Genomic DNA, 20508 nt, shown 5'->3' with positions numbered 1-20508 from the left:
GTTGTCCATGCGCCTGCGCCTCTTCCGACTGCTGACGGCCGGCCTTCTCGTCTGCGCCGGGAACGCCCAGGCGGCCCCGCCCGCCGGGCCCGAACCGGCGGCCAAGCCCGAGGCGGCGACCCCGTCGCCCGAGATCGTCCTGGCCAACCATCGGGCGGTCTACGACCTGTCGCTGGCCGAGGGCGGAGGCACCCGCTCGGTGGAGAGCGCCCGCGGGCGCATCGTCATCGACTTCCGGGGGGATGCCTGCCGGGGCTACACGATGCTGACCCGCCAGGTGACGGAGCTGTCCTCCGGCGAGACCGGCACGCGCCTGTCGGACATGCGCAGCACCACCTTCGAGGGCGGGCAGGGGCGCGAGTTCCGGTTCAAGACGACGACGCTGACCAACAACAAGGCCGCCGCCCCGGTGGACGGGACCGCCTCCGAGCAGGGCGACGCCCTCACGGTGAAGCTGAAGGGCGGCCCGAAGCCGTTCACCGTGAAGGGGCCGGTCCTGTTCCCGAGCGAGCACATGCGCCGCCTGATCGCGGCGGCGCGGGCCGGCCAGTCGACCCTCTCGGTCAAGGTCTACGACGGCTCGGACGACGGCAAGAAGATCTACGACACCTTCGCGGTGATCGGCCACACGGAGACCGGCCCGGCTTCGGCCGCGGGCTCCGACCGGGACAAGCCGCTGCGCGACGGTTCGCTCGCCGGCATGCCGCACTGGCCGGTCCGCCTGAGCTACTACACCGAGGGCGCCGGGGAGCGCACGCCGATCTACACCCTCGGCTTCGACCTGTACGAGAACGGCGTCAGCGGCGCGCTCAAGCTCGATTACGGCGATTTCGCCATCCTGGGCGACATGACCGCCCTCGACATCGACGCCAAGGCGGGGCGGAGCGACAAGGACGCGGGGAAGGGCTGCACGCCCTGAGCGCCGGTGGGCAGAGGGCGCGCACCGTTCCGACCATGCTCCCGGGCTCCCGGGCCCGCCGATCCGATCGGGGGGCGGGTCGGTCGGCGGGTCGCGGGGTGCGGCGCGGCCCCCCTCTCCCGCGCGGGCTCGCCGATCCCCACGTCGTGTGCCAGCCATCCACCGCGTGAAAGACCAGCGCCCGGGACCCGTGCCTCATGGGGCTGGGCCAGGGGCAGGCCGGGCGCGGATCGCCGGCAAGCCCGGGAATCCGCGGGCGGGACGCGCGCAGCGGTCCGCGTCGCGCCGGAGGCCTCACGCCCATTCGTCATCCGGCCGCGGCGACAGCCGCTGCCACGCCGCGGCGATCCGCTCCGGCTTGACGCCGAGACCGTTCGCGCAGGCGACGAGGACGTTCTCGTCGCCCATCACGTGGTCGAGGACGCCCACCAGGAAAGCCGGCTCCCGGGCGCTTTCGCGCAGCGTGTCGGGGCTCAATCCGCTCGCCGCCAGGAAGGGCAGGAGCCGGTCCTCGTCCCCCGCGATCCACAACAGAACGTCCAGGGCGAGCCGTTCGGCGGACTCATCCCCTTGAAGAGGTTTGCCATTCATCAACATGTGAACGCTACAAAGGTGACGGAGGGGCTTCACCGCCCACTAATCATGATCGGCGCGCACCGGGACATCGGATCATGAAGAAGACGGTGCTGATCGTCGAGGACAACGAGTTGAACATGAAGCTGTTCAACGACCTGCTGGAGGCGAACGGCTACGCGACCCTGAAGACCGCCCACGGCATCGAGGCGATCGAACTGGCCCGCGCCCATCATCCCGACCTGATCCTCATGGACATCCAGCTCCCCGAGGTCTCCGGGCTCGAGGTGACGAAATGGCTCAAGGAGGATGACGACCTCAAGGGCATTCCGGTCATCGCCATCACGGCCTTCGCCATGAAGGGCGACGAGGAGCGGATCCGCGAGGGCGGCTGCGAGGCCTACCTGTCGAAGCCGATCTCGGTTGCGAAGTTTTTGGCAACGGTTCGGGCCTATCTTGAGCCGTGACCACGCCGGCGAGGCGCGCCGTTGAACCGGTCACCCGATCCGTCCGGGTCGGGTGACCGGTTCAACCGTCCGTCCTGTCGTATCCGCCCAGGCCCCTGCGGCTGACCGGCGGCGCGCGCCACGGCACACGGTGCCCGGTCCGGGCCGCTCCACCGCGCCCCTACGAGGAAGCATGTCGGCCCGTGTCCTGATCGTCGATGATCTGTTCCCGAACGTCAGGCTTCTGGAGACGAAGCTCGGCCTGGAATATTTCGACACGCTCGCGGCCATGAATGGCCGGGACGCGATCGCGATCTGCGAGAAGGGCCTCTGCGACCTCGTCCTGCTCGACGTGATGATGCCCGGCATGGACGGGTTCGAGGTCTGCCGGCACCTCAAGAACAACCCGCTCACGGCCCATATCCCGGTGGTGATGGTCACGGCCCTCGACCAGCCGGCGGACCGCCTGCGCGGCCTCGACGCCGGGGCCGACGACTTCCTGACCAAGCCCGTGGACGACACCGCCCTGTTCAGCCGGGTGCGCAGCCTCGTGCGCCTCAAGGCGGTGACCGACGAGCTGCGCCAGCGCGCGCTCGCCTCGCGCGAATTCGGGATCGGCGATCCCCTGGCGCTGGCCACCGCCGAGACCGGCCTCGATGCCCGGATCCTGCTCATCGAGGACCGCCCCGGATCGGCCGAGCGCCTCGCCGGGGCCCTGCGCCAGCACCACGTCGTCACGGTCGAGCCCGATCCGCAGGCGGCCCTGCACCTCGCCGCCGAGGCGCCCTTCGATCTCGCCCTGGTCAGCCTCGATCTGGCGGGCTTCGACGGCCTGCGCCTGTGCAGCCAGCTCCGGTCGCTGGATCGGACCCGGACGATGCCGCTGATCATGCTGGCGGAGGAGCACGACCGCGCCCGGGTCGTCCGCGGCCTCGATTTCGGCGTGCACGACTTCCTGATGCGCCCGGTCGACCGCAACGAGCTGATGGCCCGGGTCCGCACCCAGGTGAAGCGCAAGCGCTTCACCGAGGCGCTCCGGGGGGCGATGCAGGCCTCGCTCCAGATGGCCGTGATCGACGCGCTCACCGGCCTGCACAACCGGCGCTACCTCGACAACCATCTCGGCACGCTGTTCGGCGACGAGGCCGCCCGCCGGGCCCAGCTCTCCGTGCTCATCCTCGACATCGACCACTTCAAGGGCATCAACGACAGCTTCGGCCACGAGGCCGGCGACGAGGTGCTGCGCGGCTTCGCCGAGCGGGTCCGCCAGCACACCCGGCCCATCGACATCGTGGCGCGCTACGGCGGCGAGGAGGTGGTGGTGATCCTGCCGGAGGCGGGGCTCGGCGAGGCCCAGGGCATCGCCGAGCGCATCCGCGAGCGGGTCGAGGCGGTGCCGTTCTCGGTGCTGGGGGCTACCCGGACGGTGCCCGTGACCGTCTCGATCGGGGTCGCCGTGCGCCGCGGCGAGGATCTCTGCGCCGCCGACATGCTCCGGCGCGCCGACCTCGCCCTCTACCGGGCCAAGGCGGCCGGACGGAACCGGGTCGAGTCGCAGGCGGCCTGACCCTCCGGCCGCGGCCTGTCCGGGCCGCCGGCCGAGGGCCCGGACCGCCGGCCGGCGGCCCGGTCCGGCAACAGGCCGGTTGACACCACTCCCGCCATCGCCAACACCTCGCGCCCGCCGCCCCCGCGCGGCGGACCCCGGGAAGATCTGTGATACGATGGCGGTGACGCGCACCTACCTCGACTTCGAGAAGCCGGTGGCCGAGCTGGAGGCCAAGCTCGAGGAACTGCGCGCCGTGAGCGCGCGCGACGGCGCGGTCTCCATCGCCGAGGAGGTCGGCCGGCTCGAGGCCAAGGCCGGCCAGGCGCTGGCGGAGATCTACGCGAACCTCACCCCCTGGCAGAAGACCCAGGTGGCGCGCCACCCGCAGCGGCCGCACTTCGTGGACTATTGCGACGGGCTGATCACCGAGTTCACCCCGCTGGCCGGCGACCGGAACTTCGGCGAGGACGAGGCGATCCTCGGCGGGTTCGGGCGGTTCCGCGGACGGCCGGTCCTGGTGCTCGGCCAGGAGAAGGGCGCCACCACCGAGGCGCGGCTGCGCCACAATTTCGGGATGGCCCGCCCCGAGGGCTACCGCAAGGCGGTCCGGCTCATGGAGACCGCCGACCGGTTCGGCCTGCCGGTCCTCGCCTTCGTCGACACCGCCGGCGCCTATCCGGGCATCGAGGCGGAGGAGCGCGGCCAGGCCGAGGCCATCGCCCGCTCCACCGAGGCCTGCCTCGCGCTGGGCGTGCCCAACGTCGCCGTGGTGATCGGGGAGGGCGGCTCGGGCGGCGCCATCGCGCTCGCCACCGCCAACCGGGTCCTGATGCTGGAGCACGCGATCTACGGGGTGATCTCGCCGGAGGGCGCCGCCTCGATCCTGTGGCGCGACCAGGGCCGCGCCGCCGACGCCGCCACCGCCATGAAGATCACCGCCCAGGACCTGCTGCGCCTCGGCGTCATCGACGGGATCATCCCGGAGGCCACCGGCGGGGCGCATCGCGACCGCGAAGCGGCGATCCGGGCCGCGGGCGACGCCGTCGCCGACGCCCTCGCCCAGTTCGACGGGCTGACGGCCGTCGAGATCCGCGACCGGCGCGCGGAGAAGTTCCTGGCGATCGGCCGGACCCTGTGAGCGAGCCCGGGGCGTCGGGGGGGCTGTTCGGCGCGCTCGGCCGGCTGCTGGGCCGGCGCGACGCGCGGGAGCCGGACCGGCACAACCATATCTCCCTCGGCTGCAACTGCCAGATGGCGCACGTCCTCAAGACGCTCGACCTGCGCCAATGGTCGGGGCCCCTCGACTGGATCTTCTCCATGCCCGGCATGGCCCGGGACTGCCTCGCCGACGATTTCTCCGCGCTCGTCGACCGGAGCCAGCTGGAGAGCATCCCGGAATCCGAGCGGCGCGGCCCCGGCATCTGGCGGGGGCGCCACCGCCTCTACCGGGAGCGGCACGGCCTCGAATGCGTGTTCAACCACCACGACCCGGCGACGAGCGAGGCGGATTACGCTTTCCTCACCGAGGGCGTGCGCCGGCTGCGCCGGGCCCTCGACACGCCGGGCACCGACAACCGCCTCTGGATGATGACCCATCTCCACACGCCCCGGGACGTGGTCGAGGCGATCGACGACCTGCTCGGGCAGCGCGCCAGCCGCAACCACCTGACCTTCCTGCAGCTGGAGACCGGGCATCCGCGCATGGCGGTCGCCGAGGCGGTCGACCTGCGGACATCCCTGCGCTGGCTCACCGTGCACACGCCCTCGGAGCCCGTCGGCCTGCGGCTGGCCGACCCGGCCGACGACGCGGCCTTGGTGGAGATCATCCGGGCCGAGGCGGCGCGGCGGCCGGCGCTGTTCGGCTGAGCGGGCGCCAAGCCCGAACTGCGTGGCGCGCGACAGGGCGACGATCGCGCCGACGCGGACGGGCGCGAGGCAATTCCTTCACGGGTGAGCACCGAAGGCGACCCCGCGCATCCGCTCCGCCAGGAAATCCACCAGCACGCGCACCCGGGCCGGCATGGCGGGGCCGCCCACGAACACCGCGTGGATCGCCTCGCGGTCCTGCGGGTTGAACGGCTCCAGCAGCGGCACCAGCCGGCCGGCGGCGAGATCCTCGGCGATGTGGAAGTTGCCGACCCGGGTGATGCCGGTGCCCTGCAGGGCGAGCTGGACCAGGGTCTCGCCGTTGTTGGCGGCGACGTTGCCGCCCACCGGCAGGACGCTGTCGTGCCCGTCGATGCGGAACGGCCATCCGGGCTCGGAGCGGCGGAAGCTGAAATCCAGGCAGTTGTGGCCGGCGAGGTCGGCGGGCCGCCGCGGCGTGCCGGCCCGGGCGAGGTAGGCCGGCGAGGCCACCACCGTCCGGCCGGTCTCCCCGAGCCGCCGGGCGGTGAGCGGGCTGTCGGCGAGCGGGCCGAACCGGATCGCCACGTCGGCCCGGCCGCCGAGCACGTCGGCGAGTTCGTCGCTGAGGTCGATCTCCACCGTGATGCCGGGATGGCGCTCGACGAAGGCGGCGAGCAGCGGCACGATCACGAGCCGGCCATGGGCGGTGGCGGCGCTGACCCGGACCCGCCCGCGCGGGCAGCCCCGGTCGGCGAGCGCGGCTTCGGTCTCGTCGAGATCCGCCAGGATGCGGCGCGCGGCGCGCCCGTAGGTCTCCCCCTCGGCGGTGAGCCGGAGGGTCCGGGTCGTCCGCACGAGGAGCTGCGCGCCGAGCCGCGCCTCGGTCCGGGCGACGATCCGGCTGACCGCGGAGGGCGTCAGCCCGAGCCGGCGCGCCGCCCCCGACAGGCTGCCGGCCTCCGCCACCGCCACGAACACCGCCATCTCGCCCGCCCGGTCGACCTTGTCGCGCAGCATCATGCCCGTCCCGCGATGCCCGAAGCCGATCCCGGGCGCTCCGACCCGAGGCCCTCATCCTGGGGTGCCGGAGCGCCCCTCCGACGCCCGCCGGCGCGGGCACCTCACGATGAGGGCGTGTTCGGGAGAGCCGCGCAGGATGCCCCCGTCCCCGATCCGTCGGCAAGCCCGCATTCGTGCCGGTGGCGCACAGATCCTGGTCCCGAGCGGGGACTACTCCCCTGGAGACGAATCCGCCACCTGCCTCCCCGGAACGAACGGAGATGCGGACCCCATGGCGCTCAACCCACCCCTGCTGGCCCTCGCGGTCGGCGCCTTCGGCATCGGCGTGACCGAGTTCACCCCCATGGGCATGCTGCCCCTGATCGCCGCCGACCTGAACGTGTCGATCCCGGCGGCGGGCCTCGTCGTCAGCGCCTACGCGCTGGGCGTGGTGATCGGCGCGCCGCTCGTGACCCTCGCCACCGCGCGTCTGCCCCGGCGGCGCCTGCTGGTCGGGCTGATGGCGATCTTCACCCTCGGCAACCTGATGGCGGCCCTCGCCGACAGCTACGCCATGCTGGTCGCCGGCCGGCTCGTGACCGCGCTGAACCACGGCGCCTTCTTCGGCGTAGGCGCGGTGGTGGCCGCGGGCCTCGTGCCGCCGGAGCGCCGTGCCGCCGCGGTGGCGGCCATGTTCTCGGGCCTCGCCATCGCGACGATCGGCGGCGTGCCGCTCGCCGCCTGGACCGGCGCGATGCTCGGCTGGCGCGCGGCCTTCTGGGGGATCGCCGCGATCGGCGCCGTCGCCATGCTGGCGCTGCGGCTCGCCCTGCCGGAGCTGAAGGCCGAACCGGGCGCCGACCTGTGGTCCGAGCTGCGCGTCCTCGGCCGCGGCCCCGTCCTGGCGGCCCTGGCGCTGACCATGGTGGGGTTCAGCGCGATGTTCACGGTGTTCACCTACATCGCGCCGATCCTGCGGACCGAGACCGGCGCGACGGCGCCGTTCGTCACCGCGATGCTGGTCCTGTTCGGGCTCGGCCTGACCGTGGGCAACTGGCTCGGCGGCCGGCTCGCGGACCGCTCGGTGGACGGCACGATCATCGGCGCGCTGGCGGCGCAGCTCGTCGTCCTCGTGCTGTTCGCCTGGGGCATGCACGGGGCGGCCGCCGCGGCGTTGCTGATCGTCCTCTGGGGTGTCGCGAGCTTCGCCAGCGTGGCCCCGCTCCAGATGCGGGTGATGGCGCAGGCGGCGGACGCGCCCAGCCTCGCCTCGGCCATGAATATCGGCGCCTTCAACCTCGGCAACGCGGTCGGGGCGGCCGTCGGCGGCGCCACGATCGATGCCGGGCTCGGCTACCCGGCGGTGTCTCTGGCCGGCGCCGCCCTGGCGCTGGCCGGCCTCGTCCTCGTGCTCTGGCTGGGTCGCCCCGCCGCGGTCCCGGCCGCCTGTGGATAGGGCCTGCGCCGCAGGCTCTCCACACCGGATAACAATCCAGTGTTGCACCCGCGTCCTTGCGGTAAGGAAGGCGCAAGCTTAACGAGCCTATTGGGTTGGGGAGTGGCACCCGACGCGGCCAGCAAGGCCCGCGGGCGCGCGTAAGACGATCGAGGTTCCCCATGACGGCGCGTCTCGCGACCGCGCGACTGCTGGCGGCAGCGTCCCTGCTGGCCCTGTCGCTCGCCGCCTGCCAGGACGGCTCCGGGATCAACGGCCCGAGCGCGCGCAGCCTCGCGCCGGTCGCCCCCCAGACGGTCGCCCTGATGCAATCCAAGGGGATGCAGCAATCCGACCCGATCCTGATCCGCACCTTCAAGAAGGAAGCGGAGATGGAGATCTGGAAGCGGGGCGGCGACGGCCGTTACGCCCTGCTGAAGACCTACCCGATCTGCCGCTGGTCCGGCCAGCTCGGCCCCAAGACCCGCGAGGGCGACCGGCAGGCGCCGGAGGGCTTCTATACGATCACCCCGGGCCTGATGAACCCGAATTCCTCGTACTATCTCTCGTTCGATACCGGCTTCCCCAATGCCGTCGACCGGGCCAACGGGCGCACCGGCAAGTACCTGATGGTGCACGGCACCTGCTCGTCGGCGGGCTGCTTCGCCATGACCGACGCCACCATCGCGGAGATCTACGCCGTCGCCCGCGAGGCGTTCATCGGCGGCCAGCGCAGCTTCCAGTTCCAGTCCTATCCGTTCCGGATGACGGCCGAGAACATGGCCAAGTTCCGCAACGACCCGAACATCGCCTTCTGGCAGAACCTCAAGGAAGGGTCCGACTATTTCGAGGCCCTGCACGAGGAGCCGAAGGTCGGCCAGTGCGGGACCAAATACGTGTTCGGCGGGGCCGACGCGGCGGCCGGCTCGTGCAAGCCCCATGTCGACCCGCTGGTGGCGGAGAAGAGCGCGCACGACGCCCGCGCGGTCGCCGACCTCGTCGCCAAGGGCACGCCGGCGGTGCGGGTCGTCTATCAGGACGGCGGCCAGAACCCGGTCTTCCGCCCGCAGAACACGAGCGCCTTCGCGAGCCTCGGCGGGACCGAGACGGTCCTGCCCTACGACGCTAAGGAATACGGACGGCACAATCTCGGCGACGTGAGCCGGCCCGAGACCCTGGCGGCGGGCCCGCAGGAGATCGAGGTCACGCCGAAGGGCCAGCCGGTGATGCTGGCCGGCGCCGAGCCGGCGGCCCCCGCCCGGGCCGCGAAGGCCGACGGCAAGGGGCGCGGGCGGGAGCCCGCGAAGCCGGCGGTCACGACACTCATGGCGAACCGCGCCGATCCCAACGCGCAGGTGGAGACCACGGCGGCGCTGCCCGAGAAGCCCGCGCGGATCGCGGTCGCCGACGCGGACGGCGACCCGAGCAGCTACCAGAAGCTGTTCGGCCAGCTCTTCGCCAAGGACAAGCCGGCCCCGGCGGCGCCCCCGACCCCGGCGGTCGACGCCGCGGTGGTGCCGGAGCCGGTGAAGCTCGCCCACGCCGCCGAGAAGGTCGCGCCGAAGGCCGCCAAGGCCCATGCGGTGAAGACCGCCAAGGTCGAGGGCAAGATCGACGGCAAGGCCGAGGCGAAGCCCGCCCTCCGGAAGGGCGAGCCCGAGGGCCGGAAGCCCTGACAGCTCAGACCAGCGGCCGGTCGCGGTTCATCAGCCACAGGGCGTGGACCGTGCCGGGCAGCCAGCCGAGGATCCACAGCAGGATGTTCAGCAGGAACTGCAGGCCGAAGCCCGTGGTGACGAGAACCGCGATCGGCGGAAAGAAGATCGCGAGCAGGATGCGGACGAGGCTGGACACGGACACTCCGGGACGAGGTTCCTGAGGGATCCTCGCTCAAACGACGGGCGCGCCTCTCCGTTCCCGGGACTGTTCGCGCCGCTCCGGTGTCCCGTATCGGAGCCCGGAGCGGCGGCCTGAGGCGTGGCGCCTCAGTTCTTCGCCGGCGGCGTGGTCGCGGACGGCACGTTGGCCGCCTGCTTCTCCGGATGCTTCACCTGGCTGTAGGCGACGTTGGCGAAGGTGCCGATCACCGCGGGCCAGCTCGGGTTGCCGTATTGCGGGTCGTCGCGGCCGACCTTGCAGAACGCCGTGGTCAGGCCGTTGACGATGTCGTCGTCCGTGACCCCCGTGGGCTCCGCCTTCACCTGCTGCACCAGCCGGACGAGCGTCGGGACGAAGTCCTGCTGCTTCAACCCCTTCAGGCTCTCCTGGATGCCGATCTTGTCGAAGGCGGCCTTGAGCTTGTCCTGCTCGATCTCCGCGCAGGGGGCGGTGCCGGCCAGCATGGTTTTGGTGGCGGCGCGCGCCTCGGAGGCCTTGTCGCCCGTCACCACCGGCGCCTTGTTGCCCCAGGAGTTGCGGATGTAGTCGGTGACGTTCCTCACCTCGACGTCGGTCATCTGCTGGCCGATCGCCACCATCGGGGCGAGGCCGCTCTGGGCCGCGAGCCCGCCATAGATCACCCGCAGCACCGTCTCGGGCCCTTCGGACTGGACCGAGGTGTTGCCGGCGAGCGCCGGCACCGCGCCCTCGATGCCCTTGCCGTCGGGCTGGTGGCAGGAGGAGCAGTAGGTCAGGTAGGTCGAGGCGCCCGGCGCGTCGGCGGTGTCGAAGGCGGCGAGATCCTTCGGCTTGTAGGTCTGCTTGGCCGGGACCGTGCGCAGGTAGGCGACCATCGCCTTCAGATCCTCCTCCTTCACCTTGGAGAGGGATTCCATGATGGTCTGGCGCATCGGCCCGGCGGCGACGCCCGGCCGGTTGCCCGGGGCGGTGCCGGTCTTGAGATAGGTCACCACCTGCTCGTCGGTCCAGGCGCCGATGCCCTGATGCCCGTCGGGCGTGATGTTGGGGGCGTACCAGCCGTCGATCACGCCGCCGCCGAAGCGCCCGGCGAAGCTCGAATTGCCGACGAGCTTGTTCTCGTTGTGGCACATGGCGCAGTGGCCGAGCCCCTCCACGAGATAGCCTCCGCGATTCACCTCGGCGCTGGCGTTCGGGTCGGGCTTGAAGCGCTCCTCGGTGAAGAAGGCGGTGCGCCACGTCACCAGCGCCGTGCGGACGCTGAAGGGGAACGGGATCTGGCTCTCCTGCCGCTTCTCGCTCACCGGCGGGAGCGATTGCAGGTAGGCCCAGATCGCCTTCGTGTCCTCGTCGGTGACCTTGGTGTACCAAGCGAAGGGGAAGGCCGGGTACAGATAGCCGACATGCTTGCTGTAGCCCTGCCGGAACGATTTCTCGAAGTCGGCATAGGTGTAGTCGCCGAGCCCGGTCTCCTTGTCGGGGGTGAGGTTGGGGGTCATGATCACGCCAAAGGGCATGTTCAGGGCATAGTTGCCGGCGAGGTACTTGCCGCCCGGCGCCGTGTGGCAGGCCGCGCAATCGCCCATGGTCACGAGGTACTTGCCCCGCTCGATCTGGTCGGCCGACCCGTCCTGCGCCTGCGCCAGCGCCGGCGCGGCCAGGAACAGGCTCGCTAGGATCGGGGCCGACACGCGGCCGGAGGAGAGGGCTCTCGTGCGCTGCATGCCGCGTCTCCCATCCCGAACTTAGAGTAATTCAGATTCGTGTGCCGCGCGTGAACGCGGCCGTTCGCGGCGTTGTTCCGGCCGGCGCCGGGCTGCGGCGTTGTGCCGTGGCCGTCCGGAACCGCAGGCCGAGATCGGCGAGATGGGCGACGAGCCCGGCGAGCATCCAGGCGGCGACCGCGATCCAGCCGGCGCCCACCAGCGCCGCCCGCAGGGCCAGCATCAGGGCGGCCCCGGAGGCGAGGTTCGCCAGAAGGGACGGCAGCGGCGGGCCGCCCCGGCGGCGGACGAGCCACGCGAGGACGAGCGCCTCCCCGGCGACCAGCAGGAGGATCCCGTCGACGATCCGGCCCGAGGCGAACAGGGGGGCCAGCAGACCCTCCATCACGCCGGCTGCCCGAAGGGCGCGTTGAGGCGCACGATCCGCAGGTTCAGGCAGGCGGCGACGCTGACCCAGGCGAGGTAGGGCAGGTTCATCAGCCCGGCGCCGAGGCTGACCCGGCCGGTGACCAGCATCAGCACGGCGATGGACAGCCACAGGGCCGCCACCTCGGCCAGCGCCCAGTCGGGCCGCCGGAACCGGAAGAACAGCACGCTCCAGGCGATGTTGAGAACCCCGTTCACCGCGTAGGCGGCCAGGAGGACACCCCGCGCGGCGGGATCGGCGTCGCCGTTCCAGGCGAGCACACCGGCCGTGGTGGTGAGCGCGAAGATCACCGTCCAGACCGGGCCGAAGGCCCAGTCCGGCGGCTTCCAGGCCGGGACCCGCAGGCGCCGGTACCAGCCGTCCGTGGTGGTCGCGAGGCCGCCGGCCACGGCCACCAGCACGGCGGCGGCGGCGGCCACCGCGGGCGGCCCCAGGTCGACGGCGAGGCTCACGGGGAGACCCAGCGGAACAGGTGGGCGAGATCCTTGAAGAAGATCCGCGCGTGGGCGGCGGGCTTCGCCCGGACCAGCTCCTTGTTCATGTAGCTGTCCCAGGTGAGCTGCTGGACGTCCTTGTCCCGGCAGATCGAGACGAAGCGCTCGCGCAACCCGTCGCTGCGGTACCAGACCCACTGCATCATCCCGAGGATCCAGAACACGCGCCCGTGCAGCTTCATGAAGGCCTTGCGCGCCCCGGCCAGGGCGCGCGCGTCCCCGGTCCGCAGGAAGGCGGCGGCGGCCTCGGCCGAGAGCCGGCCGCCGAGCATCGCGTAGTAGATGCCCTCGCCGGAGGCCGGCGCCACGACGCCCGCGGCGTCGCCCGCGAGCAGCACGTCCCGGCCGTTGTCCCAGCGCTTCAGGGGCTTCAGCGGCAGCGGCGCGCCCTCGCGGCGGACGGTCTCGGCGTGGTCGAGGCCGGTCGCCGCGCGCAGGGCCCGGATCGAGGAGCGGAGCGAGAAGCCCTTCCTGGCGCTGCCGGTGCCGATGCTGAGCGTATCCCCATGGGGGAAGATCCAGCTGTAGAAATCCGGCGAGTGGCGGCCCTGGTAGTAGACGTCGCAGCGGGTCGCCTCGACGGCCTCGGCCCCGGGGGTGCCGGCCTCCGGCACCCGCAGGATCTCGTGATAGGCGAAGACCTGCCGCATCTTGGCGTGGCCCGGCACCTCCGCCCGGCCGACCGGCGAGCAGGCGCCGTCGGCGCCGATGACGAGGCGGGCCCGGACGGCGTGGCGGGCGAGATCCGCGCCGGTCCCGGTGGTGAAGTGGACGAGCGGCACCCCGTCGTCGGGCCGGGTGATCCGATCGTAGGCGGCGTCGCGCAGGTCGGCGCCGGCCTCTTCCGCGCGGGCGCGCAGCCACGGGTCGAAATGCTCGCGGTCGACCATGCCGACGAAGCCCTCGCCCACCGGCATGTCGACGGTCTTGCCGCTCGGCGCCACCATCCGGGCGGACCGGATCTTGGCGACGAGGAGCGCATCGGGGATCGCGAAATCGCGGATCAGCCGCGGCGGGATCGCGCCGCCGCAGGGCTTGATCCGGCCGGGCTTGTCGAGGAGCAGAACCGCGTGGCCGGCCCGGGCCAGGTCGGTGGCCGCCGTGGCCCCGGCCGGCCCGCCGCCGACCACGACGACGTCGTAGGATTCGCGACCGGAGCCGCCTTCGTCCAACCGAGCCATGGCCTCACCTCGCGCTGAAGGCAGGATCGAGCGGCACCGAATCGGGTGCCGGAGCGGGTTCGAGCCGGGCCGCCAGGACGACCGCGACGAGGAAGAGCACGCCTTCCGCGGCGAAGACCGCCGCGTAGGCCTGGACCGGTTCGGCGGTGACGAGCCGGACGGCATCCACCGCCGCCGCCCCCAGGAATCCGCCGGCCCCGAAGGCGACGCCCTGCGCGGCGCCCCAGACGCCCATGCGGGTGCCGCGCTCCCGTGCGTCGCCGCGGCCGGCCAGCGCCATCATCGAGCCGATGGCGGCCACCGCGTAGGCACCGTTGGCGACGCCCAGGGCGAACACCGTCGCGCGCAGGGGGAAGTCCGAGCCCGCCGCCACACCGCTCGCCAGGGCGAAGAGGGCGGCCGCCGAGCCGGCGCAGCCGATCCCGATCCAGAGCCGCAGGGAGGCGAGGGCGGTGCCGCGGGCGGCGAGGGTCACCCCCGCCACCAGCAGCATGCCGGCGAGCACCCCGCCGTGCTGCAACCCGGCGAGCTTGGTGGTGGCGCCGGGGCTCATCGCGAAGACGAGGCCGGCATAGGGCTCCAGGATCAGTTCCTGGGCGCTGTAGGCCAGCATCGAGACGAAGACGAAGATCGTGAAGGTCCGGGCCACGGGATCGGCCAGCACCTGGGCCAGCACGGTGAAGAACGGCCGGCGCGCCTCCGCGGGCTCCGGGGCGCGGACCGGCAGGCGGCGCTCGATGCCGGCGACCGCCAGCGCCGCCACGCAGAAGGCGACGAGCGAGACCGTGCCCGACACCGCCACGAGCCGCAGACCGGAGAACGGATCCAGGAAATGCCCGGCGAGCGGTGCCGTGACGGCGAAGCCGACGATCATCATCACCCAGACGATGGTGGCGGCCGCGCCCCGCCGGGCCGGGGCGACGCCCCCCGACAGCAGGACGAGGAGCGAGGTCCCGGCCGCGCCGACGCCCATCCCGACGCACAGGAAGGAGAGGGCCGCGAGGGCGAGGCCCAGGGCGAGGTTCTCGGCGGCGAGCGCGGTGCCGCAGGCGGCGCCGAACCCGCCGAGGCAGAGGGCCACCATGCCGCCGACGATCCAGGGGGTGCGCCGGCCGCTGCGGTCGGACCCGTAGCCCCAGCGCGGGCGCAGGACCTGCACGGCGTAGTGCAGGGCGACCAGCAGGCCCGGCACGATGGCGGGGAGCGCCAGTTCCACCACCATCACCCGGTTGAGGGTGGCGGTCATCAGCACGACGACGCTGCCCAGCGCCGTCTGGACGAGGCCGAGGCGGACGATCTGGGGCCAGCCGAGATACCCGTCGGACGCGACCGCTCGCCCGCCCGCCTTCGCGGGGGACGGGCGGGCGCCCGGCCGTTCCGTGCGCGAGCCGCCCGCCATCACACCCCTCCCACCAGCGGGCGCAGCGCGAAGGCCGAGACCAGCATGCCCAGGACGTAGAGGGTGGTGCCGGTGCCGTTGTACCAGATCGCCCGCTCCCGGGGGTTCTCGAGGAACCGGACCATCAGGGCGGCCTGGCCGGCGAGCAGCGCCGCGACGAGGCCGGCATGCCAGTACCGCTCCCAGTCGACGAGGAGCGCGATCACCGCCACCTGCGGCAGGGCCATCACGAGGCAGGCGAAGCGCGCGGCGCGCTGCGAGCCCATCTGCACGGGCAGGGACAGCAGACCCATGCGCCGGTCACCTTCCACCGACTTGAAATCGTTGAGCGTCATGATGCCGTGGGCGCCGGCTGCGTAGAGCAGCGCCACCAGGAGCACCCGCCGGTCCGGCAGGGCCGCGGCCATGACGGCGGCGCCGGTGAACCAGGGCAGCCCCTCGTAGCAGAGCGCCACCGCGGCGTTGCCCCACCAGCCGTTCCGCTTCAGCCGGACCGGCGGCGCCGAGTAGATCCAGGCCAGCACCAGCCCGAACAGGGCGGCCCCGAGGATCCAGGGCCCCAGGGCGGCGGCCACCACCAGCGACAGCAGCGTCCAGCCCAAAGCGAGGTAGAGCCCCCAGCGGCCCGGGATCCGCCCGGAGGGAATCGGCCGGTTCGGCTCGTTGATCGCGTCGACGTGGCGGTCGAACCAGTCGTTGGCGGCCTGGCTGGTGGCGCAGACCAGCGGCCCGGCGAGCAGCACCCCGGCGGCGATCACCGGCCATTGGCCGCTGGCCGGCTGCCCGGAGGAGATCACCCCGCAGGCGAACGCCCACATCGGCGCGAACCACGTCAGCGGCTTGAGCAGCTCGATGACTGCGCTCGGGGCGGGCGTAGCGGCCATGGCGGGAGGCTACCGGGCCCCGCCGAAGTGTCAAGGCAGATTTACACCACGCGGCGGAATGTGCGCGGCGTTTGTCCAGCGAATACAACCCCCACGTCAGGAATACATTATCCGGCACACCGGAAAGTCGCGGAGCGCAGCGCCTCGGCGGCGGCCGGTTTTACCGGTGCGGCGGCGGTCCTGCGCGCGCGATCCGGCGGTCGTGCGCGCGGAACGCGGCCATCCTCGCGCGTCGGGCGCGGTCAGGCGCGCGGCAGTCCGCCGAGGGCCGAAAGGGAGTGCGGCGCCCGCCTCAGGCGTCGTCGGCCGGGCCGTCCAGATCGCCGACGCCGTAGCGGCGCATCTTGGCGTAGAGGCCCTGCCGGCTGAGGCCCAGCATCTCGGCCGCCGAGGCCCGGTTGTCCCGGGTGATCCGCAGCGCCGCCTCGATGCAGAGCTTCTCGATGAGGTCCGTGGTCTCGCGCACCAGGGTCTTCATCGAGACCCGGCCCACCAGCTCGGTCATCTGCTCCACCGAGCGGGGCAGCCCCCGCCCGATCGCCGCGGCGGAGCGCCCCTCGGCGATCCGCCGCGGGCCGGACCGGATGGCGAAGCCGAGGCAGGGGCGGGGGCCGGCCACCGACACGGCGGCGACCTCCACATCCTCCAGGCCGCCATAGGCGCCCCGGATGACGGTGGCGAAGCGGCGCACGGCGCCGTGGTCGACCAGGGTCGCGAACAGGGCCTGCGCCTCCATCTCGTCGCGGCCGAGCCAGTGGTCGAGGGTCCGCCCGCGGGCCTGCCCCTCGGTGGCGAGCTGGGCCAGCTCCAGGAAGGCGGCGTTCGCCATGAGGACGCGCCGCGACGGGTCGGTGACGACGAATCCTTCCGGCATCGCCGCCAGCACGGCGGCGGTGGGCGCCTCCTGATCGGGCCCGGCCGCCGCCGCCGCCGGGTCGGCGGCCAGCTGCAGCAGGGCGCTGGCGCCGCCCTCGCCCCGGAACAGCGAGGCCGACACCGTGACCTCGCCCCGCTCGTGCGGCAGGGACGCCCGGATCGCCCCGGCCTGCCCGGTCGCCCGCAGGGCGGCGAACTGCGCCTCCAGGGCCCGGGCGCTGGAGGCGTCGAACAGGTCGACGGCGTCCTGGCCGGTGATGCGCCGTGCGGGCCGCCCGAGCAGGCGCGCCGCGGCGGGATTGACCTCGGCCACCCGGCGCGTCCCGGCATCGACCACCAGCACCGGCTCGCCGGAGATCTGAAACAGCAGCCGGTAGCGGGTCTCGGCGGCGCGCAGGCGGTCGTAGTCCCGCTCCAGGGCCTGCTGCGTCTCCATCAGCCGGCGCTGAAGGGCCGCCACCGCCCGCATGTCGCGCCCGAGCACGAGGATCGGACCGTCCCCCGCCGGCCGGATCGAGGCGTAGCGGATCGGCAGGTCGATCCCGTCGGGGCAGGGATGGTTCACCTGGCGCCATCGGGTGATGCCCTCGGCCCGGGCATCCCGCAGAAGGGCGTTGACCTTCGGGCGGCTCTCCACCGTGACCGTGTCGATCCAGCGCCGGCCCAGCCAGCCCGCCACCGTCTCGGCCTTGAGATCGGCGCCGACCGTCGCGTCCCGAATCACCCCGTCGGCATCGATCACCAGCGACAGGTCCGTCGATGCCGCGACGATGCGGCCGACCGCCTCGCCTTCGAGGAGGCCGGCCACCTGCTGCAGGGCCGCGGGCGGCGACTGCGAGGTGTGGCGAGGCTGGGGCGTCACGGTCACCGCAATGTGATTGCAATGTGATATTCGGATACCAACCCTTTCAGCAGGCCAATGCCTGTCTGTCCAGCAAAGCTTCCGCCGCGGCGGGCGCCAGGCAGGCGTCCGACACGCAGGCATCCGCCCCGACGATCCCCGCCTCGCCGCCGTAGCGCGCGAAATAGGGGCCGCCGACCAGAACGCGGATCTCCCGGTTGCGGGAGTCGCGGCGCACCTCCGCCACGGCCTTCGTCAGGGCCGGCAGCAGCACGTCGCAGGAGAGCGACAGGCCGACCGCATCGAACCAGTCGGTGCGGAGCAGCGTCAGGGGATCGACCTCGGGACCGGGCACCGCCGTGGTCACGTCCCAGCCGGCCTCCCGGAAGAAGCTCGCGACGATCGACAGGCCGAAGACATGCGTCTCGCCGGGACAGGGCAGCAGCAGCACGCTGCGCCCGTTGGCCGGGATCGATTCGTCCTCCAGCTCGGCGCAGAGGCGTCGGCTCACCGCATGGAGCCGCCCGAGCGCCTCCGTCACCGCCAGGAAGTCGCAGGCATCCTCCTCCCACAGCGCGCCGAGGTGGCGGGCCGCCGGGGCGAGCAGATCGAGGAGCAGGCGGGCCAGGGGCAGGCCGCCGTCGCGCAGGACCTCCACCCGGGCGTCGAGATCGACCGGACCAGCCTCCAGGAGCAGGGCGCTGAACTCGGCGATCTCCCGGGCACTCGGCGCGCGATTCGCCGAGCGGCCGCGGCCGGCGGGCCGGTGCGCGAGCATCAGCCGGGGCAGGATCTCCGCCTCGACCACGCGGGCGAGCATGTCCGGAACGGGCCGGCGCAGATCGGACCAACCGACGGGGCTATCGCGGAACACGGAACGACCATCGCTCACAGGGTTACAGCCGGCCGCGGGCTGGCCGTGATCCAGGCGATCGCCGAAATGCCTCCAGTCTCCCATCGGCATCCCTCCCTGAGTCGGCCCTGGCCCGGGAGGACCAGCGGCACCGCTCGTGTCCTGGGTGCGGCGTTGCTCGCCTGTCTATTCTTCGCGTTCGTCAGTCCCGGATCTGACAAGTGAAACTGCGGCAGTCTCCAGCCGTCGAGCCCGACGATACGCTTCCTGGCGATCTTGGCAATGATCTTATTCGAAGAAAAAATATCTCTCACCTGTCATGTTCCGAAACCGTCAAGCGCACTTGACACTTCTGGGACCCTCGCCCTAGCCTCTGTCAACGACGGAGCCATTGGCGCCGCCGAGCACCAGGGAGCGGATGCATGGGTCCCGAGGACCGGCCGGCACGACCGCTCTACACGCCTGCCGAACGGCGACGGCGCGACTCTTCGCCCTGGACCCTGGTTCAGGGCGTGCTGGCGCCTCTGCAATTCGCGATCTTCCTGATCAGTCTCGTCCTAGTGCTGCGCACCCTCGCCACCGGTGCAGGTCAGTTCGCCGCTGAGATCTCGGTCGTCGTGAAGACCCTGGCGCTCTATGCGATCATGGTCACCGGCTCGATCTGGGAAAAGGCGGTGTTCGGGCGGTGGCTCTTCGCACCGGCGTTCTTCTGGGAAGACGTGGTCAGCATGCTCGTGCTGGCCCTCCACACAGCCTATCTCGCGGCTCTCATCACGGGCGCACTCAGCGGGCAGGCGCTGCTGCTGCTCGCGCTGGCGGCCTACGCGACCTACGTGGTCAATGCCGGCCAGTTCCTCATGAAGCTCCGCGCCGCCCGTCTCGAGGGCACCGGCAGCCGCGCACCGCGCCTCGCGGAGGCGCTGTCATGAACGCTCCCCTGATCCACCAGCCTCCCTGCGGCGGCATCGACCTGCACCAAGAGCAGGGGCAGAGGGCGGTGTTCTGCGGCCTCACCGGCATCGTCTGGCTCCACCGGAAGATCCAGGACGCCTTCTTCCTCGTGGTCGGCTCACGGACCTGCGCGCATCTGATTCAGTCCGCCGCAGGGGTGATGATCTTCGCCGAGCCGCGCTTCGCGACCGCGATCATCGACGAGCGCGACCTCGCCGGGATCGCCGACGCGAACGAGGAGCTCGACCGGGTCGTGACCCGGCTGATCGAGCGGCGGCCGGATATCAAGCTCCTGTTCCTGGTGGGCTCCTGCCCGTCGGAGGTGATCAAGCTAGACCTGTCCCGGGCGGCGCAACGGCTGTCGGGGCGCCTCGCCCCCGTGCGGGTCCTGAACTACTCCGGCTCCGGCATCGAGACGACGTTCACGCAGGGCGAGGATGCCTGCCTCGCCGCCCTGGTGCCGGACCTGCTCCGCGAGGTCGAGACGGCCGCGCCGTCGCTCCTGGTCGTCGGGGCGCTGGCCGACGTGGTGGAGGACCAGTTTCTTCGGATTTTTGCCGCGATGGGGATCGGCGACGTCCGGTTCCTGCCCGCCCGCCGGGCCGACACGATGCCCGCGATTGGGCGCAACACGCGCTACCTCCTGGCCCAACCGTTCCTGGCCGACACGGCCCGCGCCCTCGAAGAGCGCGGCGCCCGCCGGCTCCCGGCGCCGTTCCCGCTCGGTGCCGAGGGCACGACCGGATGGCTGCGGGCGGCGGCTGAGGCGTTCGGCGTCGCTGAGGCCGTCTTCGACCGGGCGACGGCCCCGGGCCGCACCCGAGCCAAGACCGCCCTAGCGCCCCATCGCGAAAAGCTCGCGGGCAAGCGCGTGTTCTTCTTCCCTGATTCACAGCTCGAAGTGCCGCTCGCCCGCTTCCTCGCCCGGGAACTCGGCGCGGATCTCGTGGAGGTCGGGACGCCCTACCTGCACCGGGCGCATCTCGCCGCCGAGATCGAGCTGCTGCCCCAGGGTACGCGGGTGACCGAGGGCCAGAGCCTCGACGACCAGATGGACCGCTGCCGGGCGGCGCGCCCGGACCTCACGGTCTGCGGCCTCGGCCTGGCCAACCCGCTGGAGGCGGAGGGTCTGTCGACCAAGTGGTCGATCGAGCTGCTGTTCACGCCGGTACAGGGCTACGAGCAGGCCGGCGACCTCGCCGAGCTGTTCGTGCGCCCGCTCCGGCGCCGCGCCCTGCTGGAGGTGTAGCGC

At 72.4% G+C, this 20508-nt stretch carries 20 protein-coding genes; 9 read left to right on the top strand and 11 right to left on the bottom strand.

Features of this window, described 5'->3' with window-relative positions; genetic code table 11:
* The first annotated feature begins 7 nt into the window (after window positions 1–7).
* Window positions 8–919 carry a cell envelope integrity EipB family protein gene (locus MCBMB27_RS07015; RefSeq protein ID WP_075380132.1) on the top strand — a complete coding sequence of 304 codons (912 nt, stop codon included), beginning with the start codon at window positions 8–10 and terminating at the stop codon, window positions 917–919.
* A 294-nt stretch (window positions 920–1213) separates the two neighbouring features.
* Here MCBMB27_RS07015 and MCBMB27_RS07010 read toward each other — a convergent pair whose 3' ends face one another.
* The gene (locus MCBMB27_RS07010) at window positions 1214–1510 is read right to left on the bottom strand and encodes a DUF3572 domain-containing protein (protein WP_043353976.1); all 297 of its coding nucleotides are present in this window, start codon (window positions 1508–1510) and stop codon (window positions 1214–1216) included.
* 80 nt (window positions 1511–1590) lie between these two features.
* Between MCBMB27_RS07010 and MCBMB27_RS07005 the strand changes: the two genes are divergently transcribed.
* The 4 genes from MCBMB27_RS07005 to MCBMB27_RS06990 all read left to right on the top strand — a co-directional run bounded on the left by MCBMB27_RS07005 (window position 1591) and on the right by MCBMB27_RS06990 (window position 5353).
* A complete protein-coding gene (locus MCBMB27_RS07005; RefSeq protein ID WP_043353956.1) occupies window positions 1591–1959 on the top strand; it encodes a response regulator in 369 nt (122 codons plus the stop codon).
* Window positions 1960–2131: 172 nt separating this feature from the next.
* On the top strand, window positions 2132–3505 hold the full coding sequence (locus MCBMB27_RS07000) for a PleD family two-component system response regulator (protein WP_043383055.1): 1374 nt from the start codon (window positions 2132–2134) through the stop codon (window positions 3503–3505).
* 157 nt (window positions 3506–3662) lie between these two features.
* Window positions 3663–4625, top strand: coding sequence for an acetyl-CoA carboxylase carboxyltransferase subunit alpha (locus MCBMB27_RS06995; protein ID WP_043757075.1), 963 nt, complete (start codon window positions 3663–3665; stop codon window positions 4623–4625).
* Entirely contained in the window at window positions 4622–5353 is a 732-nt protein-coding gene (locus MCBMB27_RS06990) for a DUF1796 family putative cysteine peptidase (protein ID WP_043353944.1), read from the top strand. Before MCBMB27_RS06995 ends, MCBMB27_RS06990 begins: the two co-directional genes overlap by 4 nt.
* 78 nt (window positions 5354–5431) lie before the next feature.
* Here the strand turns inward: MCBMB27_RS06990 and MCBMB27_RS06985 are convergent, their stop codons facing one another.
* On the bottom strand, window positions 5432–6352 hold the full coding sequence (locus MCBMB27_RS06985; RefSeq protein ID WP_043761120.1) for a LysR family transcriptional regulator: 921 nt from the start codon (window positions 6350–6352) through the stop codon (window positions 5432–5434).
* Between the two features lie 274 nt (window positions 6353–6626).
* On the opposite strand from MCBMB27_RS06985, the gene MCBMB27_RS06980 reads away from it, so the two are divergent.
* Together MCBMB27_RS06980 and MCBMB27_RS06975 are read left to right on the top strand one after the other, a co-directional pair.
* On the top strand, window positions 6627–7790 hold the full coding sequence (locus MCBMB27_RS06980; RefSeq protein WP_043757069.1) for an MFS transporter: 1164 nt from the start codon (window positions 6627–6629) through the stop codon (window positions 7788–7790).
* A 161-nt stretch (window positions 7791–7951) separates the two neighbouring features.
* On the top strand, window positions 7952–9445 hold the full coding sequence (locus MCBMB27_RS06975) for a L,D-transpeptidase family protein (RefSeq protein ID WP_075380131.1): 1494 nt from the start codon (window positions 7952–7954) through the stop codon (window positions 9443–9445).
* Between the two features lie 4 nt (window positions 9446–9449).
* Here MCBMB27_RS06975 and MCBMB27_RS06970 read toward each other — a convergent pair whose 3' ends face one another.
* The 9 genes from MCBMB27_RS06970 to MCBMB27_RS06930 form a co-directional block, all read right to left on the bottom strand.
* Window positions 9450–9623: a YqaE/Pmp3 family membrane protein gene (locus MCBMB27_RS06970; protein ID WP_012318839.1), complete on the bottom strand. Its 174-nt coding sequence runs from the start codon at window positions 9621–9623 to the stop codon at window positions 9450–9452.
* Window positions 9624–9754: 131 nt separating this feature from the next.
* On the bottom strand, window positions 9755–11350 hold the full coding sequence (locus MCBMB27_RS06965; RefSeq protein ID WP_075380130.1) for a cytochrome c: 1596 nt from the start codon (window positions 11348–11350) through the stop codon (window positions 9755–9757).
* A 31-nt stretch (window positions 11351–11381) separates the two neighbouring features.
* A complete protein-coding gene (locus MCBMB27_RS06960; protein WP_043353938.1) occupies window positions 11382–11735 on the bottom strand; it encodes a hypothetical protein in 354 nt (117 codons plus the stop codon).
* On the bottom strand, window positions 11735–12229 hold the full coding sequence (locus MCBMB27_RS06955; RefSeq protein ID WP_043383069.1) for a TspO/MBR family protein: 495 nt from the start codon (window positions 12227–12229) through the stop codon (window positions 11735–11737). Before MCBMB27_RS06955 ends, MCBMB27_RS06960 begins: the two co-directional genes overlap by 1 nt.
* A complete protein-coding gene (locus tag MCBMB27_RS06950) occupies window positions 12226–13452 on the bottom strand; it encodes a geranylgeranyl diphosphate reductase (protein WP_043383072.1) in 1227 nt (408 codons plus the stop codon). Before MCBMB27_RS06950 ends, MCBMB27_RS06955 begins: the two co-directional genes overlap by 4 nt.
* 4 nt (window positions 13453–13456) lie before the next feature.
* Window positions 13457–14851: a BCD family MFS transporter gene (locus MCBMB27_RS06945; protein WP_210281282.1), complete on the bottom strand. Its 1395-nt coding sequence runs from the start codon at window positions 14849–14851 to the stop codon at window positions 13457–13459.
* Window positions 14851–15735: a chlorophyll synthase ChlG gene (gene chlG, locus MCBMB27_RS06940; protein ID WP_075380129.1), complete on the bottom strand. Its 885-nt coding sequence runs from the start codon at window positions 15733–15735 to the stop codon at window positions 14851–14853. The genes MCBMB27_RS06945 and chlG overlap by 1 nt, the downstream gene beginning before the upstream one ends.
* 292 nt (window positions 15736–16027) lie before the next feature.
* Window positions 16028–17479: a transcriptional regulator PpsR gene (gene ppsR, locus MCBMB27_RS06935; protein ID WP_075380128.1), complete on the bottom strand. Its 1452-nt coding sequence runs from the start codon at window positions 17477–17479 to the stop codon at window positions 16028–16030.
* A gap of 40 nt (window positions 17480–17519) precedes the next feature.
* Entirely contained in the window at window positions 17520–18410 is an 891-nt protein-coding gene (locus MCBMB27_RS06930) for a cobalamin B12-binding domain-containing protein (RefSeq protein WP_075380127.1), read from the bottom strand.
* 317 nt (window positions 18411–18727) lie between these two features.
* On the opposite strand from MCBMB27_RS06930, the gene bchF reads away from it, so the two are divergent.
* Window positions 18728–19234 carry a 2-vinyl bacteriochlorophyllide hydratase gene (gene bchF / locus MCBMB27_RS06925; protein WP_043346566.1) on the top strand — a complete coding sequence of 169 codons (507 nt, stop codon included), beginning with the start codon at window positions 18728–18730 and terminating at the stop codon, window positions 19232–19234.
* Entirely contained in the window at window positions 19231–20505 is a 1275-nt protein-coding gene (locus tag MCBMB27_RS06920; RefSeq protein WP_075380126.1) for a ferredoxin:protochlorophyllide reductase (ATP-dependent) subunit N, read from the top strand. Before bchF ends, MCBMB27_RS06920 begins: the two co-directional genes overlap by 4 nt.
* Window positions 20506–20508 lie beyond the last annotated feature (3 nt).

Origin of the sequence: Methylobacterium phyllosphaerae (assembly GCF_001936175.1) — a bacterium.
Taxonomy (GTDB): domain Bacteria; phylum Pseudomonadota; class Alphaproteobacteria; order Rhizobiales; family Beijerinckiaceae; genus Methylobacterium; species Methylobacterium fujisawaense.
Note: the sequence above shows the minus strand (reverse complement) of the source record. Positions and strands in the feature narration are given on the sequence as shown.

Coding starts and splice junctions, on each gene's coding strand:
- MCBMB27_RS07015 (WP_075380132.1), top strand. CDS start 8: ATGCGCCTGCGCCTCTTCCGACTGCTGACGGCCGGCCTTCTCGTCTGC.
- MCBMB27_RS07010 (WP_043353976.1), bottom strand. CDS start 1,510: ATGAATGGCAAACCTCTTCAAGGGGATGAGTCCGCCGAACGGCTCGCC.
- MCBMB27_RS07005 (WP_043353956.1), top strand. CDS start 1,591: ATGAAGAAGACGGTGCTGATCGTCGAGGACAACGAGTTGAACATGAAG.
- MCBMB27_RS07000 (WP_043383055.1), top strand. CDS start 2,132: ATGTCGGCCCGTGTCCTGATCGTCGATGATCTGTTCCCGAACGTCAGG.
- MCBMB27_RS06995 (WP_043757075.1), top strand. CDS start 3,663: ATGGCGGTGACGCGCACCTACCTCGACTTCGAGAAGCCGGTGGCCGAG.
- MCBMB27_RS06985 (WP_043761120.1), bottom strand. CDS start 6,352: ATGCTGCGCGACAAGGTCGACCGGGCGGGCGAGATGGCGGTGTTCGTG.
- MCBMB27_RS06980 (WP_043757069.1), top strand. CDS start 6,627: ATGGCGCTCAACCCACCCCTGCTGGCCCTCGCGGTCGGCGCCTTCGGC.
- MCBMB27_RS06975 (WP_075380131.1), top strand. CDS start 7,952: ATGACGGCGCGTCTCGCGACCGCGCGACTGCTGGCGGCAGCGTCCCTG.
- MCBMB27_RS06965 (WP_075380130.1), bottom strand. CDS start 11,350: ATGCAGCGCACGAGAGCCCTCTCCTCCGGCCGCGTGTCGGCCCCGATC.
- MCBMB27_RS06960 (WP_043353938.1), bottom strand. CDS start 11,735: ATGGAGGGTCTGCTGGCCCCCCTGTTCGCCTCGGGCCGGATCGTCGAC.
- MCBMB27_RS06950 (WP_043383072.1), bottom strand. CDS start 13,452: ATGGCTCGGTTGGACGAAGGCGGCTCCGGTCGCGAATCCTACGACGTC.
- MCBMB27_RS06945 (WP_210281282.1), bottom strand. CDS start 14,851: ATGGCGGGCGGCTCGCGCACGGAACGGCCGGGCGCCCGCCCGTCCCCC.
- chlG (WP_075380129.1), bottom strand. CDS start 15,735: ATGGCCGCTACGCCCGCCCCGAGCGCAGTCATCGAGCTGCTCAAGCCG.
- MCBMB27_RS06930 (WP_075380127.1), bottom strand. CDS start 18,410: ATGGGAGACTGGAGGCATTTCGGCGATCGCCTGGATCACGGCCAGCCC.
- bchF (WP_043346566.1), top strand. CDS start 18,728: ATGGGTCCCGAGGACCGGCCGGCACGACCGCTCTACACGCCTGCCGAA.
- MCBMB27_RS06920 (WP_075380126.1), top strand. CDS start 19,231: ATGAACGCTCCCCTGATCCACCAGCCTCCCTGCGGCGGCATCGACCTG.